10 protein-coding genes and 1 pseudogene are annotated in these 16,538 nt (G+C 47.3%); 7 read left to right on the top strand and 4 right to left on the bottom strand.

Going from position 1 to position 16,538, the window contains the following annotated elements; translation table 11 throughout:
* Nucleotides 1–74 precede the first annotated feature (74 nt).
* On the top strand, nt 75–3,632 hold the full coding sequence (locus E7588_05515; protein ID MBE6688718.1) for a hypothetical protein: 3,558 nt from the start codon (nt 75–77) through the stop codon (nt 3,630–3,632).
* Between the two features lie 586 nt (nt 3,633–4,218).
* Here E7588_05515 and E7588_05520 read toward each other — a convergent pair.
* On the bottom strand, nt 4,219–5,484 hold the full coding sequence (locus tag E7588_05520) for an MFS transporter (protein ID MBE6688719.1): 1,266 nt from the start codon (nt 5,482–5,484) through the stop codon (nt 4,219–4,221).
* 1 nt (nt 5,485) lies between these two features.
* Nucleotides 5,486–6,904, bottom strand: a complete 1,419-nt coding sequence (locus E7588_05525; protein ID MBE6688720.1) for an MFS transporter — start codon at nt 6,902–6,904, stop codon at nt 5,486–5,488.
* Nucleotides 6,905–7,093: 189 nt separating this feature from the next.
* Between E7588_05525 and E7588_05530 the strand changes: the two genes are divergently transcribed.
* The 6 genes from E7588_05530 to E7588_05555 are packed head-to-tail and all read left to right on the top strand — an operon-like array spanning nt 7,094 to nt 14,475.
* On the top strand, nt 7,094–8,170 hold the full coding sequence (locus E7588_05530; protein MBE6688721.1) for a Gfo/Idh/MocA family oxidoreductase: 1,077 nt from the start codon (nt 7,094–7,096) through the stop codon (nt 8,168–8,170).
* A gap of 19 nt (nt 8,171–8,189) precedes the next feature.
* On the top strand, nt 8,190–8,825 hold the full coding sequence (locus E7588_05535) for a hypothetical protein (protein ID MBE6688722.1): 636 nt from the start codon (nt 8,190–8,192) through the stop codon (nt 8,823–8,825).
* A 39-nt stretch (nt 8,826–8,864) separates the two neighbouring features.
* Nucleotides 8,865–10,769: an oligopeptide transporter, OPT family gene (locus E7588_05540; GenBank protein ID MBE6688723.1), complete on the top strand. Its 1,905-nt coding sequence runs from the start codon at nt 8,865–8,867 to the stop codon at nt 10,767–10,769.
* 1 nt (nt 10,770) lies between these two features.
* Nucleotides 10,771–11,112, top strand: a complete 342-nt coding sequence (locus tag E7588_05545; GenBank protein MBE6688724.1) for a PqqD family protein — start codon at nt 10,771–10,773, stop codon at nt 11,110–11,112.
* A gap of 13 nt (nt 11,113–11,125) precedes the next feature.
* Nucleotides 11,126–12,025, top strand: a complete 900-nt coding sequence (locus E7588_05550; GenBank protein MBE6688725.1) for a hypothetical protein — start codon at nt 11,126–11,128, stop codon at nt 12,023–12,025.
* A 17-nt stretch (nt 12,026–12,042) separates the two neighbouring features.
* Nucleotides 12,043–14,475 (top strand): hypothetical protein, encoded by a 2,433-nt coding sequence (locus E7588_05555; GenBank protein ID MBE6688726.1) that lies wholly within the window; start codon nt 12,043–12,045, stop codon nt 14,473–14,475.
* Nucleotides 14,476–14,821: 346 nt separating this feature from the next.
* On the opposite strand, the pseudogene E7588_05560 reads toward E7588_05555, so the two are convergent.
* Nucleotides 14,822–15,040 (bottom strand): annotated as a pseudogene (locus E7588_05560) (glutamine-hydrolyzing GMP synthase subunit GuaA).
* Between the two features lie 39 nt (nt 15,041–15,079).
* Nucleotides 15,080–16,504 carry an amidophosphoribosyltransferase gene (locus E7588_05565; protein MBE6688727.1) on the bottom strand — a complete coding sequence of 475 codons (1,425 nt, stop codon included), beginning with the start codon at nt 16,502–16,504 and terminating at the stop codon, nt 15,080–15,082.
* Nucleotides 16,505–16,538: the final 34 nt, after the last annotated feature.

The following is a 16,538-nucleotide window of genomic DNA, read 5'->3' on the forward strand; positions in this document are numbered from 1 at the left end:
AACGCTTCGGCGATTACATATATTGACTTCCGGGTAAAGACATAAAATAGAAAAAATATATAAAGGAGTTTATCATGAAAAAAGCATTACTCACAATTTCTGCATTGCTTATTCTGTGTATGGCAATGACCTTGTGTGCGGGCGCTGTTATTCAGGATAGTGACATCGGTACATATATCCGTTTTGACAGCCAGGAAAAAATCGACCTGCACACAGTGGGAAACCTCGGCGATATTTCAATGGATGCAGAGAACAATGCACTGCGCTACACCACCAGATACAAAACTGCCGATGGAAATGACCTTAATATGCGCGTGATTTTCGACGAGCGGGTTAAGATTGAAGACTATCCCTTTGTACGTATTACCTACAAAATGCCGACTACTCAGACCAGCGGCGCGGTTAACACTTCCTTTAGCAATGTGCACATGTTCGTTAACCAGAACGGTAATGACGAACACGGTCATATTTCCATTAATATCGGTAGCTACGGCAACACAATGACCGCAAATGACAAATGGGAAAGAATCATTTTCGATTTGAGAATTGCCAACAACAGCCGTACTACAACAGTGGACAAAGAAACTGTGCCTGTTGCCCCTGAAACTTATGCACATGACTTCCGTTTCGACTTCCCCAACAACGAAGCGGCAAACACTACTCATGAATATCTTATCTATGATGTAGGTATGTTCAAGACCGCCGAGGCGGCTGCGTCCTACAACGGCGTTCAGGATTTCTACTACCATGACCTTTCGGTTGCAGATAACGGTCTGACCTGGGAAAAGAAAGGCGGCGAAGTGTCTTTCACATATGACGAGGGCGAAAAGGCATATCTGTGGCATCATGTGTCGGGTGACTCCCGTATGCGCAGCTCTATGATAGAGTCCATAAACTGGTTCAGCCCTTCCACATGGCCTGTTTTCTCCACCTATTATAAGAGTACCGCCCCCTCATTAGCCACCTTCCTTTACAACGATGGTTACAGCCCTCGCAACGCAGACGGAACTGACAATACCTCTATAAAAAAAGTGGGCAGTATGGCAGAGGGTAAAATCAGTACAACCAATGGAAGCGGAGTCCTCAACAGTAACGCTAAAGCAAACGAGTGGAGTGTGGGTAAGCTTAATATAGCTAATGCCTCCACAAACGCTCAGTTCAGCATTGCTACCGCCGCAGTGCTCACCAGACACGGCGGTGACTGGATAAATACCTCCGGTGATGAACAAGAAACTCACTTCAAGTACATCGCATACTATGCAACCGAAGAGGAAGCAAATAAAATGACCGTAGGCGCTCCCGAGGTAACAGGTGTAATGCCTGCCGATAAGGAGACCGAAAACGGTAAGATCAGCGGCGTTACCGCCAAAATGGAATACCGCGCAGGCGGTAAGGGCGGCGAGTGGATTGCCATTACCGACAACGATATAACCGACGGCGCAATTTTTGTTGCTCCCGGTCAGGTTTACAGCGTTCGTTACAAGGCAACCGAAACTGCAAACGCAGGTTACATTGCCGAGGTTTATGTACCTTACTACTTCAAGTTTAACCTTACCGGAGTTAAAAACGGAAGCAGTATGGAATTGTACGATGCGGAAATAGATTACGTTGACGGCAGATGGAAGGTTGAGCTTCCCTATGGCTCTTCTCTTACCAATATCGTTCTTGTATTCGACCTGGAAAGCAATGTTTCCAACGCATATCAGCTGTACAACAATACCCATGTAGCTGAAAACAAGAGCCGTGCCGGTGTAGCACTGTATCAGAATTCTCAGAATGTGGATGACAGAAAAGCTGTTATATCCGGTGATAGTACAATCGACGCATCCGCAAGCACCGTACAACTTACCGCTGTTCAGCCCGGCGCAATTCACGAATACATCAATATCGATGTTTCCGTGTCAGAAAGTCAGTATACCGACAAGGAAATTGTTGATATGGCTCTGGCGGCAATTGATGCGGCAGTAATACCCACCGATGATTTGTATGCACTTTCTACCGCTGACGAAATCGAAAATGCGGTAAAAGGCACACTTGAAACCGCTATCTCCGGTTTCGCCGGTGCACAGCTTGCATTAGAGGCTGAGTTTATTTCTCCGGCTGCTTCGGGTACTGCAGAAAACAGAAACGGTACCGACGGTAAGGTAAATATTACCTGCACCGTTACCTATGACAGCTATACGGACAGCACTGTCAAGGAAGATGTTCCTGTCCCCGCAAAGCCTTTCCGCTGGATTCTCAATTTTGGCGGAAACGAAATCATGCTTGACAACATCAAGAGTAATGTGATTTACAACGGCGGTCTTGAAGTGGAAAACAAGGCTGATGACAGCTGTCTGGGCGGTTCTTATGCTCATATTTATAAAAGAACAGACGCTGAAGATACCGAGGGCTTCTACTTCAGTATTTATCCCGGTCAGAACGGCGTTCCCGCAATAGACGACCTTTCCGAATACAAGGTGGTTGTTTACAGCTACAAGCACAGCAATAGCAGTGATAAAAATAACCAGCTTTACTACTACACCAACCTTTACTCCGGAGCCCATGCATATCAGAGCTTTAATATGAACAATACAGCAGGCGTTGCCGACACAGAGTGGCATCAGCGTCTGTACGAGATAAACGCATCCGGTAATCTTTCCGGTACTACTACAGGCGACTACTCCTGGAACGGTACTCCCCGTACTCTCAGATTTGACTTCCAGCGCGGTATCAACGAAGTAGGCGAGGAAAACAGATACGTTGACCTTGACTACATCGGTTTCTTCGCAACTATGGAGGAAGCACAGGAATTTATCGCTAGCCCCGTGCTTGATTCCAATGCAGATGAAGAAGCACTTGAGGTTAAGTTCGCAGACGAGCTGGGTTGGGTTGCGGCAGGCAAGGCCGATGTAGACGCAGGTAAGTATGATTACACCGCTTCAACCGTTATTGAGCTTATGAATAATAATAATATGCTTCACGGTGCCGAAAATGGTATAGTGCTGATTGACGAGCTTGTTAACGCACAGCCTGCTTCCATCGGTATGCCGGGCGGTAAGAACGGTAAGCTTGTTTACCGTGTTGCATTTGCCGATTCCTTCATCAACGGCAATGTAATATACAGCCCTGCTTACACCGTGACTATCAAGCCTACTACCCCTGCATATATTAACGTGTTCATGGCGGGCGCTCAGATAAGAACCGAGGACGCCGCTGCTGCTATGGGCGGAGAAGCGGCACAGCACGGTGAGGCACTGCGTTTCGGTGCATACCTTGACTTGAACGGCTGGCAGAACGAAGCAGGTGTTACCGATGTTGAATACGGTATGATTCTTACCTCTGCGGCTATTCTGGGCGAAGATGAGCTGACTCTCGATATGCTTGATGAGAACAGAATAATCAAGGTTGTTGCAAAGAACATTTACAAGCACAATGAATATGACGAGGGTTGTGACCAGATAATTTACACCGCCGCTATTTACGGTGTTGGTGATAAGACTGCTAAAATCGTTGCACGTCCTTATGTAACCTACAAGTACAACGGAAACCCTGTCGTTGTTTACGGACATGACATAGTACGCTCCTTTAAGCAGGTGTTTGATAAGGTAACCGGTGTCGATGATGGCTACTGGGATAGCGACGCTCAGTAATTTAAAGAAAAAGTAAACACAAAAAGCTGTAAGCACTCAATGAGTGCTTACAGCTTCAGACTTTCGAGAAAGTCGTGATACCGCGACGAAATAAATTATATTTCAAAAAGACGAAAATAAATCAAAGAACAAATTAACAGCAGGTGATACATCGAATATCACCTGCTGTTTGTCGCTTTTTGCCGCTTCAAGCCTTATCGTACCTTTGTACGCCGACAGGCTTAAATCAGCAAAATATCCCTGACTTTTCGAAAGTCTCACAGTGTGTCGATAAACCTATCGACACACTGAAGCAAGAGTGAAAATTCACTCTTGCTTCAGACTCCCGAGAAAGTCGTGATACCGCGACGGAAATAAATTATATTTCAAGAAACGCAAATAAAGCAAAAAATAATTTAACAGCAGGTGATACATCGAATATCACCTGCTGTTTGTCGCTTTTTGCCGCTTTAAGCCCTACCGTACCTTTGTACGCCGACAGGCTTAAATCAGCAAAATATCCCTGACTTTTCGAAAGTCTTACAGTGTGTCGAGCTGATTTGTGAAAGAGCCTTGTGTGCGATTTGTGCATTGCAGGTACGCGGATTTACTCTTCCTTGTCAAAGGCGCGCCATCTGATGAGTGCAAAGACGCAGAACACAATGGCGGCAAGTGAGCAACAGCCCCAGAAGATGCATACGGTGCTCCAGCCGAAGTTGTCCGCCAGGAGCCCTACGCCGTAAAAGGATATTGCCGCGCCCGCACTGCTCATGGCATTGAGCACACCCGAAACCTTTGAAACACAGCCGAATTTTGCAAAATGGGTTGGAAGCATGATATTTATGGTCTGGCATACGGCGTTTGTTACGGCATAAACCGTACCGAGAATAAATACGCTCAGCCACACACCCAAGCCCTGCATGTTTGTCAGCAGGAATAAGAGAGGCACGGAAAGCGCGAAAAAGAATATTGATGTTCCGATTTCGTTTTTGAACAGTCTTGCTGTGAGAAATGTGGCAAGAAAACCGCCTGCGAGATTGAAAAAGGGAATAATATTGGAAACGGTTGTTGAAAATGCGGGTGTCACATCAAACACCTCCATGACAATGGTGGGTGTCCAGGCGGTCATGGAGTTGGAGATAACCGTTCTCAGCAGTGCGGGAGCAAAGGATAACAGCAATCCTGAAATTAAAAGAAGCTTGTAGAATGAATAGTTGACGATTCTTTTTTCGTCGTGAGAGGGTACAGGCTCGTCGTCGGGTGCTTCGTAGTCATTTTTTTCGATAAGATGCTTCTGCATGGTAAGGGTGTGAACTGTCCATAAGATGAGAAGTCCTGCCAGAACCGCGCCTGCGAAAACGAAAATGCCCTGCCAGGTGAAGTTGGCTGTCAGCCATACTGCCGAGATGTTGGTAAGAAGTGTGCTGGCAGTGTAGGTGAAGTTGAGGAACATACACGCTTTACTGCGGTGCTCCTTGATGAGCATATTTGAAATGAGGTTTATAACGCAGGGGAAAATGGTTGCCTGTCCCATGCCGTTGAGGCACCACAGAACCGTCATAACAACGGCGTTTGATGACAGCGCCATGGTGAAATTGGCGGCGCAGGAAATTCCGATGCCGATGCCGATAAGCTTGATTGGCGAAAATCGGTCGCCCATAATGCCGAAAACTATTTGTCCCACACCGTAAAAGGCATAAAATAAGCCGTTCATCAGACCCATATCGGACTTTGTGAAAATGCCCGCATCGATTATAAAAGCCGCGGCGGTGGAAAGACTGAAGCGTCCCACGCATACGATAGTGTACATTATGAGGCATACAAGGCAAAAAGCAAGACTTGCGCGCTTGTTAGCAAAAACACGTGTTATCATTTCAGTTCTCACCGTTTCCTTTCTCAAGCACCTTACAGCCCTTGTTCAAGTAGAAAAGCGTTGCAACAATGCCCAGTGTGCCAAGTGCACACAAGACCTGCTGTGCATAGATGTGAGTTCCGAACAGGGATATATTGTTTTTCTGCAAAATATCCATTACGATGCCTGCTCCAAAGGTACAGAGAACACCGATGATGCTGTTTATGGTGGTATACACTGCAAAGTAGTTTGAATTATCCCTTCCGTCAGAGGGGAAAACGGAGTAAAGTACTGCTGACATGCCCATGCTGTGAACACCCGTTCCGATGGTAACGATTATCTGATGGATGGAAAACGTGACAAGCACAAGGCCGCCCGGCATACAGAAAGCGCCTGCCAGATAACCCAGACCTGTCAGGAGCGTGCCCAGCTTGAGTACGAACATGTAGGAAATCTTGTCTGCCAGACGTCCTATTCTGGGGAGAATGAGGGCGCATATAACTCTTGCGATAAGAAGCATGGCATTGATAAAGGTGTATTTGAGACCCAACTCGGAAATCTGATAAATGTACAGAAACGGCATAGCCACATAGTAGCTTATGTACCACAGGATATAAATACAGATTATCTTGCGGAAGCCGGGGTTTTTGAAGGTGTCCGCGACAAGCTTGATAAGGCTGGCGGGCTTTTCGTTGTTGGAGCTTCGCCTTGCGAGCCTTCCCACTGCCTCATGATTTTCGTCCATGTACAGAGTGCCGATTTTAGGCTCCTTGCACATGTTGAGACCTATTGTATCCACAATGGTGAGAATGAAAATCATAATACCTATAACGGCAAAGCCTGTTTTTTCGTTTCCGTCGGCGGAAAAGCGGTCAAGCACACCTGCACCCACAAGAGATGCCGCGCCGGCGCATATCATGTTGACGGTGTCGCGTATGCTGATAAAGCGTCCCTTTGAAGTAGCGGGCAGAAGAGAAATGAGCCATGCACCGCTGCAGGGGCTGACAAACTGCAAAAGAAGCGAAGCTATTATGTAAAGACCCAGGAATACCGCCGTGCGTAAACCGCCCGGCATATCAATAAAGGGTACAAACACCATAACACCGTAGATGGCACGGGCTATAAAACAGCTGACTATGGAGGGGAGCTTTGCTTTTTTGATATGCTTTGTGATTTCAAGCATGAAAATACAGCTTATGGCGGCGATAGTGGGAATGGTGGAGAAAACACCGTTGAGTGCATCGCTCATGCCCAGCTGACGAAGCAGTGAGGCGATAAATGTACCGCCCATAAGACCGGCTATGGCATTTGCGGCGCCGGTTGTGATAAGATAGCCGACGCGGCTTATTGCCCAATCATGCTCGCTTTCGGGGTATTGCATGAAAAAGTGCTGACGGAGCTTGCCCAGAATAAAAAGCCAATAATACTTTAGTTTTTTCATATTTCACCCTGAGTTTTAAAATATTTGTAAAGCCACCACTTATTATATACTCTTTATTTATAAAGTCAATAGGTTTTGATAAAAAAGAAAAATAACACCCTGCTAATTTGAATAAAAGTGTTGATTTTTGGACGGATTTGTGGTATCATTAGAATCGTGAAGTTGTGTTTTATTACAAGGAGAGGGATTATGTCAAAATTAAAAATAGGTATTATAGGTACAGGAAGTATTTCCAACGAGCATATCAGAGGTTATCTGAATAATCCCGATGTTGAGCTTTATGCTTTTTGCGATATTGATGCCGACAAGCTTAATGCAATGGGCAAAAAATACGGTGTCACCCGTCTTTATACCGATAAGGACGAAATGTTGAAGCTGAGTGAGTTGGATGCGGTGAGCGTGTGCACCTGGAATGCCGCTCACGCAGAATGTACTATTGCCGCTCTCAATGCAGGTAAGCATGTTTTGTGTGAAAAGCCCACCGCCATGAATACTGCCGAGGCGCAGGCAATGAAGGATGCGGCAGAGAAAAACGGAAAAATACTGATGATCGGCTTTGTGCGCCGTCACGGTAATGATTGTGCGCTTCTTAAGGACTTTATAGAAAAGGGCGAATTCGGCGAGCTTTACTACGGCAAGGCGAAATATCTGCGCCGCAACGGATGCCCGGGCGGTTGGTTCGGAAACAAGGAGTTTTCGGGCGGCGGTCCGCTTATAGACCTGGGTGTGCACGTAATCGATATGGTGAAATATCTTGCCGGTAACCCCAAGCCCGTTTCGGTTTACGGCTTCACCTTCGATAAGCTGGGCAACCGTCCCGGTCTGCGCGAAAATGTTTCTATCGGCAACTATCGCGGCTTGCACAATAAAACCGTTTTCAATGTTGAGGACTTTGCAGGCGCAATAATACGCTTTGACAACGGCTTTGTATTGTCGGTTGAGGCAAGCTTCAGCCTTAATGAAAAGTGCGATACCTCTTCAATCGAGCTGTTCGGAACAAAGTCGGGCGCAAGGCTGGATGCATCAAACGACCCACCGCTGGAGATTTATACAACCACCAACGGCTATCTCACCAACACCACCTTCTTTAACCGCCGTCTTACCGAATCCGGCGACTTTTTCGCCATGGAAATGAATAATTTTGTGGATGCTGTTCTTGGCAGAGCCGAATGTAAGGCGCCCGCGCAGGACGGCGTGGACATAATGAAAATTCTTGATGCCATCTATGAATCCGCACGCACGGGTCATGAGGTGGTTATAGACTGATACGCTGAAAGGGAGTAAAATGGCAGAAAAATCACAGGCACAGTTGAAATTTGATATTGCTTACGACAGCTACAAGCAGGTAGAGGCTGTCGTGAAGGAGCTTTCCGAGCTGACACAAATAGTATTCAGGCATTTTTCCCACACAATAGCCATGCGCCAGTATGATTATATGCTTCAGCTTTTGTTGCTTTCCATGGCTGTGGCGGACGATGATTACAAAAATCTGGAAAATCAGTTTGTGGAGAAAATAACCCGTTACGGCAGTATTCTCACGTCCTATAACATAAGTCTCAAGGACAAGGGCAGTGACACCAAGTACACCTGGCAGAGCCTCAGAGAGCATATAAATTCGCTGAGCGGAGACGAAAAATCGGCATTTGTGGGAGATCTTTACTCGCTTATCTCGCACAGAATAAAGGAGTTTGTGGATTTCTTCGCCTGCATCGACCAGGCGGTAAAAGGCCGCAATTTTCTGGCGGAAATTAATTTCGCCACCGAAAATATACTCAGGCAGTTTGCAATTATTGACGAAACCGAGGACGTAAATCCCAATGATCCGGGCACGGCGGCGTTTTCCGAATTGGAGCTGGCGCTGGAATTAAAAGCGGAGATATTTACCGAAAAATGGCTTCAGGTAATATCGGAATGCGAATAAAGTAAAAAATAAAATAATAATAAATTCAAGGAGATTATCATGCAACAGAACAAAGACTTCAAGCCGTATGTTCCTGCTGAAAAGATTACTCCCGAAATAACTGTGACCTCCATAGTTATGGGTATAATCCTTGCGGTAGTATTCGGCGCCGCAAACGCATATCTGGGACTCAGAGTAGGTATGACTGTTTCGGCATCCATTCCCGCCGCGGTAATCGCCATGGGCGTTATCCGTGTTATTATGCGCAAAAACTCCATTCTCGAAAGTAACATTGTCCAGACTACCGGTTCTGCCGGCGAAAGTCTTGCGGCAGGTGCGATTTTCACTCTTCCTGCGCTCTTTTTATGGGCAGCAGAGGGCAAAATGGATAAGCCCGGCATTGTTGAAATAACTCTTATCGCTCTTCTGGGCGGTCTTTTGGGTGTATTTTTCATGGTGCCACTGAGAAACGCTCTTATCGTTAAGGAGCACGGTGTCCTGCCTTATCCCGAGGGAACGGCATGCGCCGAGGTCCTTCTTGCCGGCGAAAAGGGCGGTGCAAACGCCTCCACCGTATTTGCAGGTATGGGCTTTGCGGCACTGTTTAAATTCATTATAGACGGACTTAAGGTAGTTGCAGGCGAGGTCTCTGTAAGCATCAAGGGCTTTGCGGGTGCTATCGGAACACAGATTTACCCCGCTGTAATGAGCGTTGGTTATATCTGCGGTGCAAGAATTTCGTCCTATATGTTCGCGGGCGGTATGCTCAGCTGGCTGGTGCTTATTCCCGTTATTGTGCTGTTTGGCGAGAATGTTGTAATGGCTCCCGAAATGTCGGCTACCATCGGCGAGCTTTATGCTTCGGGCGGTGCAAGTGCCATTTGGTCCACCTACATCCGCTATATCGGCGCAGGTGCTCTTGCGGCGGGCGGTATCATAAGCCTCATCAAGTCTCTGCCTCTTATCGTTTCCACCTTTGCAGGCGCCATGAAGAGCATTTCCGCAAGCGGTTCAAATACGGGAAATCTGCGCACCGAAAAGGACATCAGCCTTAAAATAGTTATTCCCGCTATTATCGTTCTCACACTTCTGGTGTGGCTGGTTCCCGCTATTCCCGTGTCGCTTCTGGGCGCGTTTATAGTTGTAATATTCGGTTTCTTCTTTGCCACCGTTTCCTCCCGTATGGTAGGTCTGGTGGGAAGCAGTAACAACCCTGTTTCGGGTATGGCTATTGCAACACTTCTCATAACCACCGTAATTCTCAAAATGACCGGCTCCACCGGTGCGGCGGGTATGTGCAGTGCTATTGCCATCGGTTCCATAATTTGTATCGTTTCCGCTATTGCGGGCGACACCTCCCAGGACCTTAAAACAGGTTATCTTTTGGGTGCAACCCCCAGAAAACAGCAGATAGGTGAGATTATCGGTGTTATTGCCGCGGCGTTTGCTATCGGCGGAACGCTTTACCTGCTGGATACCGCATGGGGCTTCGGCGGCGAGGAGCTGGGTGCACCTCAGGCAACCCTTATGAAGCTTATCATTGAGGGTGTTATGGATAATAATCTCCCCTGGGGACTGGTATTTATCGGTGTATTTATCGCTGTTATCGTTGAAGTTGTGGGTATTCCCGTGCTTCCGTTTGCTATTGGTGTATATCTGCCCGTTCAGCTCAACGCCTGCATAATGGTGGGCGGTCTTGTCCGTCTGGCGCTTGACAAAATGAAGGGCGACGAGGAAAAGAAGAAGGCTATTATCAGCGACGGCACTCTGTTTTGCTCGGGTATGATTGCAGGTGAGGGCCTTGTGGGCATACTGCTCGCGCTTCTTGCAGTATTCGGCATCGGCGAAATGATTGACCTTTCCGCCTACATTCACCCCGTTGTTTATAATGTGGGAAGCCTTGTACTGTTCGGCATCATAATTCTTACGGTACTGAAATTCTCACTGTGGAAAAAGCGCAAATAAAATGAAAAATAACAAGTCAGAAAATTACCTTGACCGCATCCCCTGCCGCAATCCTGCCATTGGCTGGAAGTGCGACGGGGAGGGTAAGGTTACACTGGAAATAGAAAACAAAGGTATTTTTAACCGTATAGCACAAAAGTTTTTCAGAAAGCCACGTATAAGCTATGTGCATCTGGACGAAAACGGAAGCTTCGTGTGGCCGCTTATCGATGGCGAAAAGGATATTGCCGCACTGGGCATTGAAGTGAAAAATCACTTCGGGGATGCCGCCGAACCGCTTTACGAGCGACTTGCAAAATTCTTTCAGATACTTTCAAGCTATGGCTTTGTCACCTTCAAATAAAAGGAGAAATGTTATGATATACGAAAATTTGCTTGACAGAATCGGTTTTACACCCGAGGACAAAAAAGATTACGAAAAATACAAGGCGCTTTCCGATGGTGTGACCGAGGCGGTTGCTTTTGACTACATGAGCGGAAAAATCAGCTTTAACGAGGCGCTGGAAAAGGTTAAAAGCCTGAAAAACGATAAAATCGGCGAATATGCTCTCAATATGCTGTTTTTTCTGGATTGTACGGGCTATCTGTACCCCGAAAAGTATGCACAAAAGGGCTGGAGCGAGGCACTTTTTGTAAATGCCATGCGCGACCTGAAGTCCAAGCTGGACGAATGCCGCGATGTGATGGGATGCTTCGGCACATTTGTGCCCGAGTGGTATGAGGGATTTTATGTTCCCTGCCGTGTTGCCCCCGGCAGATTGCAGTACGACATCAAAACCCACGAGGACGAGTCGGTGAAGCTTAAAAATTACGAAATCAAAAAGGGCGACCTTATTCTCAACTGCCACATTCCGGGTTCAAGCTACGGCCCTCTTCTTGAAAAGGACTGTATTGAATCCTACAAAATGGCTTATGAGCTGTTCAAGGGACAGATAAGGGACAAAGTTCTGGTCATACGTTGCTGTTCATGGCTTTTGTTCCCTGCGTATCAGTCTCTTTTCGGCGATAAATCCAATACCTATAAATTCGCGGAGAAATTTGAAATAGTTGAAAGCCGTTATCATGAAAGATTTCTGGATGGCTGGCGCATTTTCAATCAGCACCCTTATGACGGTACCGCCAATCTGCCCCGTGACACCCGTATGCGCAGAGCATTTATAGACTACATAGACAACGTGCCCGACAGTGACAAAAAGTACGGAGCAGGTCTGGGATATCTGCTGTTTGACGGCGAAAGCATTATAACTCACAGATAAATTTCAAGGAGAAAATCATGATTAGCGAAAAAGGCACAATTTTCAGAATCACCGCGCAGAAGCCCTGTGAGGGCTTTTGTGCAGAAATCAAAAACACCGACGCCAAAAGCTGTAAATGGTGTGTTACCGACAGCATGGGCAATACAAAAATAAGCGGACAAGCTGATGCCGCAAACGGTGAAATCACCGTCAAGGGTGTGTTTGACGCACTGCCCTGGTCGGCACAGGAGCCTGTCCTGTACACACTCGGCATCGAGCTTTCAAACGGCGAAAAGCTGAGCGACCGCTTTGGGTTCCGCTACTTTTCCTGCGACGAAAGATACATATACCTCAACGGTTTTCCGTTCTACATGCGCGCGTATATCCGCGGTGCGGCGGCGCATGAGCATCAGAACAACTGCGGTTTGAGTGAATTTGAATTCTACAAAAAGAATATTATCACCGCCAAGTCCTACGGCTTCAACGCAATACGCTTTCACTCGGTAATCCCCCCAAAGGCATGCTTTGACGCGGCGGATGAATTGGGTATGCTTATCCACATCGAGACCCGCGCCGAAGGACACGAGGATTACAACAACCTCGAGGAAATGCTGTACGGCAAGGACAACCTTATTACCAATGAGGGACTTATGAATGTTATAAATACCAATTTCAATCATCCCTCTCTTATGGTCTACTGCATAGGTAACGAGCTTCGCCACCCCGGAACCAAGCCCAGAATCCGCGAAATAGGCGAATTTATCAAGAAAAACGACCCCACCCGTCTTTACATCGACACCTGCGCTCACGGCGAGTACGACCGTGATACGGTGGACTTTGACGTTCAGCACATGGGTTATTTCTTCCCCTACGCAAAGCACGCGGACATGTTCTCCGACACCGCAAACCTTCTGTGCTTCGGCAATGTAAGGGATTGCGACATGGTGGTTGAAAAGGACAACACCAAAATCCGCCGTTCCATTTCCTTTAACCGTCCGCTTATCGCGCACGAGGTATGCCACTACACCGCATGGCGTGATTTTTACGCGCTTAAAGAAAAGTTCGAGCGCTACGGCGTAAAAGCTCCCTGGTGGGTGGATGAGGAAATAAAAATGCTGGAGGCTAAGGGCTACAAGGACGATTTTGCCCACACGCTTCAGGTGACAAAGAACTTCCAGTTCCGTTGCTGGAAGACGGCTATCGAGGGCATCCGTCGCAGTGAGCTTTTGTCGGGCTTCCACATGCTTCAGTTTGCCGACACCGACAAGTACGAAAACTCCAACGGTGTTGTGGACTGCTTTGATGACTATCAGGGCATTTCCCCCGAGGCATTCTGTGACTTTAACGGTGACACGGTAGTGCTGGCAAAGCTTGAGGATCAGATACTCAGTGCGGGTCAGAAAGTAAAAATACCCATAATTCTTTCCCAATATAAAATAGCTCCCCCCGAAACCGCAACCTTTACCTTTGAAATGAAGGGCGAGAGCGGCAAGGTTTATGCCGTGGGCGAGCTTACTCTTGTGGATACCGCAAAGTCGGGTATTTACGAGATATGCGTTGCGGAAATTGAGCTTCCCGAAATTGACACCGCCGAAAAAGTTACTTTCACAGTGCGTCTTGATATGTGCGACGGCAGTGTTTGCAAAAACAGCTGGGAATTGTGGATATTCCCTGAGTGCGCTCCCAAGGCGGCTGCGCAAAACCGTCTGACGGGCAATTATCCCATTGAGTTCGCGGACAACAGTGATTACGTTGTTACCGATACTCTTGATGACGTGCTTTTGAATGACCTGGAAAACGGTAAAAACGTATTACTTATCTACCGCACCGACTGGACACGCCATCTTCTGCACAAGGATATGAAAGCGCCTAAGTACTCATTCCGTCATGTATGGGAGCGTTTCAAGGGCGTTATTTGGGACAGAGGCACTATAAACGGCGGTACGGATGATACCGCACTTCTGAGAAAGTACGGCTTCCCCTCTTACGGTGAGGTGAATTTCCACTACTATCCCCTCATTGAAGACAGTGACAAGATTAATCTTGACGATTTCCCCGTAAAGGTTCATTCCATCGTGGCAGGCCTTGACAAGAGCTCCCGCGACCGCTTTGACCCGAAGAAGTTTAAGCTTCCCGAGCTGATGTATGACCGCACCATGCGTCATTTCAGCTATGCCTTTGAGGTATCAGTGGGCAAGGGTAAGCTTCTTGTGACGGGCATGAACTTCACAGAAGGCAAAAACCCTGCCGTAAGATGCATGCTTAGCGCACTTCTGACCTACTGGCAGTCTGCTGACTTCAAGCCCGAGGCAAGTATCAGCGTGAGTGACTTTGCAAAGTATCTCTCGGATGTTGCCGCAGAGGGACCGCAGAAAGAACGAATGATGACCCAGTACTGGCAGTACGACAGCGAGCCTGTTGAATCCATGGACTACTGGACGGAAGCTGAAAGATACTTAAAGGAAGAATAACAAAAAAGTTGTGGACCATAGAGCGTTACTCTAAAGGACAGTTTTTCAAAAATACGGCATATCTTGAAATGGTATGCCGTATTTTGCATTTGTGTCCACAAATGCAGTGCTTGTCAGGAAAATTGACAAGACATAGATGAACCAAAAAGGCTCCCTTTACACAAGGGAGCCTTTTGCCGACTTCTCGATAAATTGGAATTTATTTGTCTTTACAATGTTTCAAATTTCTCGCCTGTCAATTCATCATCACAAAACAATTCATAAGGAAGCATACCGTAGTCACAACTAATCTCTTCTACGATGCAGCTCTCACATACCTCTCTATTGGGATAATGGTCGTTATAAACACCTGCTCTGACTCACCATTGCGCATCAGTCCATGGTTGACGTGAACGCAGGTGAGTTGCTTTATGATTGCCTTGATGAGAAGTGCGGCAACGACCGACGAATCAACGACGCCGGAAAGTGCGAGCAACACCTTCCTCTCACCGACCTGTGCGCGGATTTTCCCGATCTGCTACTCGATAAAAGCATCTGCAAGCGTTTTCGTTGTGATACGCTCCATAGTATCGGAGTAAACGTTTCCCGGCTTTTTTTCTCCGTATTATTCCTTACCTGTCCAGCAATAAGTGCAGACCTTTTCTTTATCGATGCCAATGGATTCAAGCAGTCCGTCAAGGGACTGATAGCCTAAGGAGTCGAAGCCGAATACCTCGCAGATACGCTTAAGGAGACATTTTCCTCTCTCGGTACCCGCATCTGCATATTCCTCAATATGCTTATCTCCCTCGTCACCCTCAAGCTCGTAGATTACTCTACGGGCGAGAAGCTCCTTCTCCGAGTTGCTGCGGGAGAAACTGAGATACTTACAGCCATACATAATAGGAGGACAAGCCGCGCGCATATGTACCTCCTTGGCACCTGCGCTGTAAAGGAAATCCACGGTTTCGCGAAGCTGTGTACCTCGCACGATGGAATCGTCTACGAACAGGAGACGCTTGTCCTCGATAAGCTCGGGAACGGGGATCTGCTTCATTTTGGCAACTTGATTGCGAACGCTTGGATTGGCGGGCATGAAGGAGCGTGGCCAAGTGGGAGTATATTTGATAAAGGGACGGGCGTATTCATATCCGCTTTGTCTTGCATAGCCCATCGCGTGAGGAACCCCCGAATCGGGCATACCTGCCACGAAGTCAACCTTGGGAAGCTCTCCTCTTGCCATTTCATTACGCGCCATAATCTTACCGTTGGTCACGCGCATGACCTCCACGTTTTTTCCCTCATAGCGAGAATTGGGATAGCCGTAATACGACCAAAGAAAGGCGCATATCTTCATCTTCTCGCTCGCAGGCGAGAGTGTTTCGATTTTATCGGTCGCGAGCTTGACGATCTCACGAGGGCCAAGCTCATAAGCATCCTCATAACCCAGTTTGGTATAAGCAAAGGACTCAAAGGACACGCAATGTCCTTCCTCGTTCTTACCGATCAGAACGGGCAGACGACCGAATTTATCTCTTGCCGCAATCACCTCGCCGTTCGAAGTCAGAATGAGCAAGGTCAGAGAGCCGTCGATCTCATCCTGCGCGTGCAGAATACCGGACACGAGATCATCAGCTTGATTGATAAGCCCTGCCACAAGCTCGGTGGCGTTGACCTTGCCCGAGCTGGTTGCCATAAACTGATGGCCGTGATCCGAGTAATACTTTTCCACAAGCTCCTCGGCATTATTGATACAGCCCACTGTGGTGATGCCGTAAATACCGAGATGGGAACGAACGAGAAGCGGTTGGGGATCGCTGTCGCTGATACAGCCGATACCGCTGCATCCGTGGAAATCAACCAGATCCTTCTCAAACTTGGTACGGAACGGTGTGTTGCCGATAGAGTGTATCTGACGCTGAAATCCATCCTGTGCATCATAAATGATCATACCGCCGCTTTTTGTACCGAGGTGAGAGTGATAGTCAACTCCGAAGAAAATATCCATAACACAATCTCTTTTGGAGACTGCTCCGAAAAAACCTCCCATTAGCGAAAATCTCCTTTTATATTCACAATTTTTT

The sequence above is a fragment of the Oscillospiraceae bacterium genome (assembly GCA_015065085.1).
GTDB lineage: Bacteria > Bacillota > Clostridia > Oscillospirales > SIG627 > SIG627.

Excerpts from the sequence above, each read along its gene's own strand:
- E7588_05515 (MBE6688718.1), top strand. The coding sequence starts at position 75 with ATGAAAAAAGCATTACTCACAATTTCTGCATTGCTTATTCTGTGTATG.
- E7588_05535 (MBE6688722.1), top strand. The coding sequence starts at position 8,190 with ATGGCAGAAAAATCACAGGCACAGTTGAAATTTGATATTGCTTACGAC.
- E7588_05550 (MBE6688725.1), top strand. The coding sequence starts at position 11,126 with ATGATATACGAAAATTTGCTTGACAGAATCGGTTTTACACCCGAGGAC.
- E7588_05530 (MBE6688721.1), top strand. The coding sequence starts at position 7,094 with ATGTCAAAATTAAAAATAGGTATTATAGGTACAGGAAGTATTTCCAAC.
- E7588_05540 (MBE6688723.1), top strand. The coding sequence starts at position 8,865 with ATGCAACAGAACAAAGACTTCAAGCCGTATGTTCCTGCTGAAAAGATT.
- E7588_05525 (MBE6688720.1), bottom strand. The coding sequence starts at position 6,904 with ATGAAAAAACTAAAGTATTATTGGCTTTTTATTCTGGGCAAGCTCCGT.
- E7588_05545 (MBE6688724.1), top strand. The coding sequence starts at position 10,771 with ATGAAAAATAACAAGTCAGAAAATTACCTTGACCGCATCCCCTGCCGC.
- E7588_05565 (MBE6688727.1), bottom strand. The coding sequence starts at position 16,504 with ATGGGAGGTTTTTTCGGAGCAGTCTCCAAAAGAGATTGTGTTATGGAT.
- E7588_05555 (MBE6688726.1), top strand. The coding sequence starts at position 12,043 with ATGATTAGCGAAAAAGGCACAATTTTCAGAATCACCGCGCAGAAGCCC.
- E7588_05520 (MBE6688719.1), bottom strand. The coding sequence starts at position 5,484 with ATGATAACACGTGTTTTTGCTAACAAGCGCGCAAGTCTTGCTTTTTGC.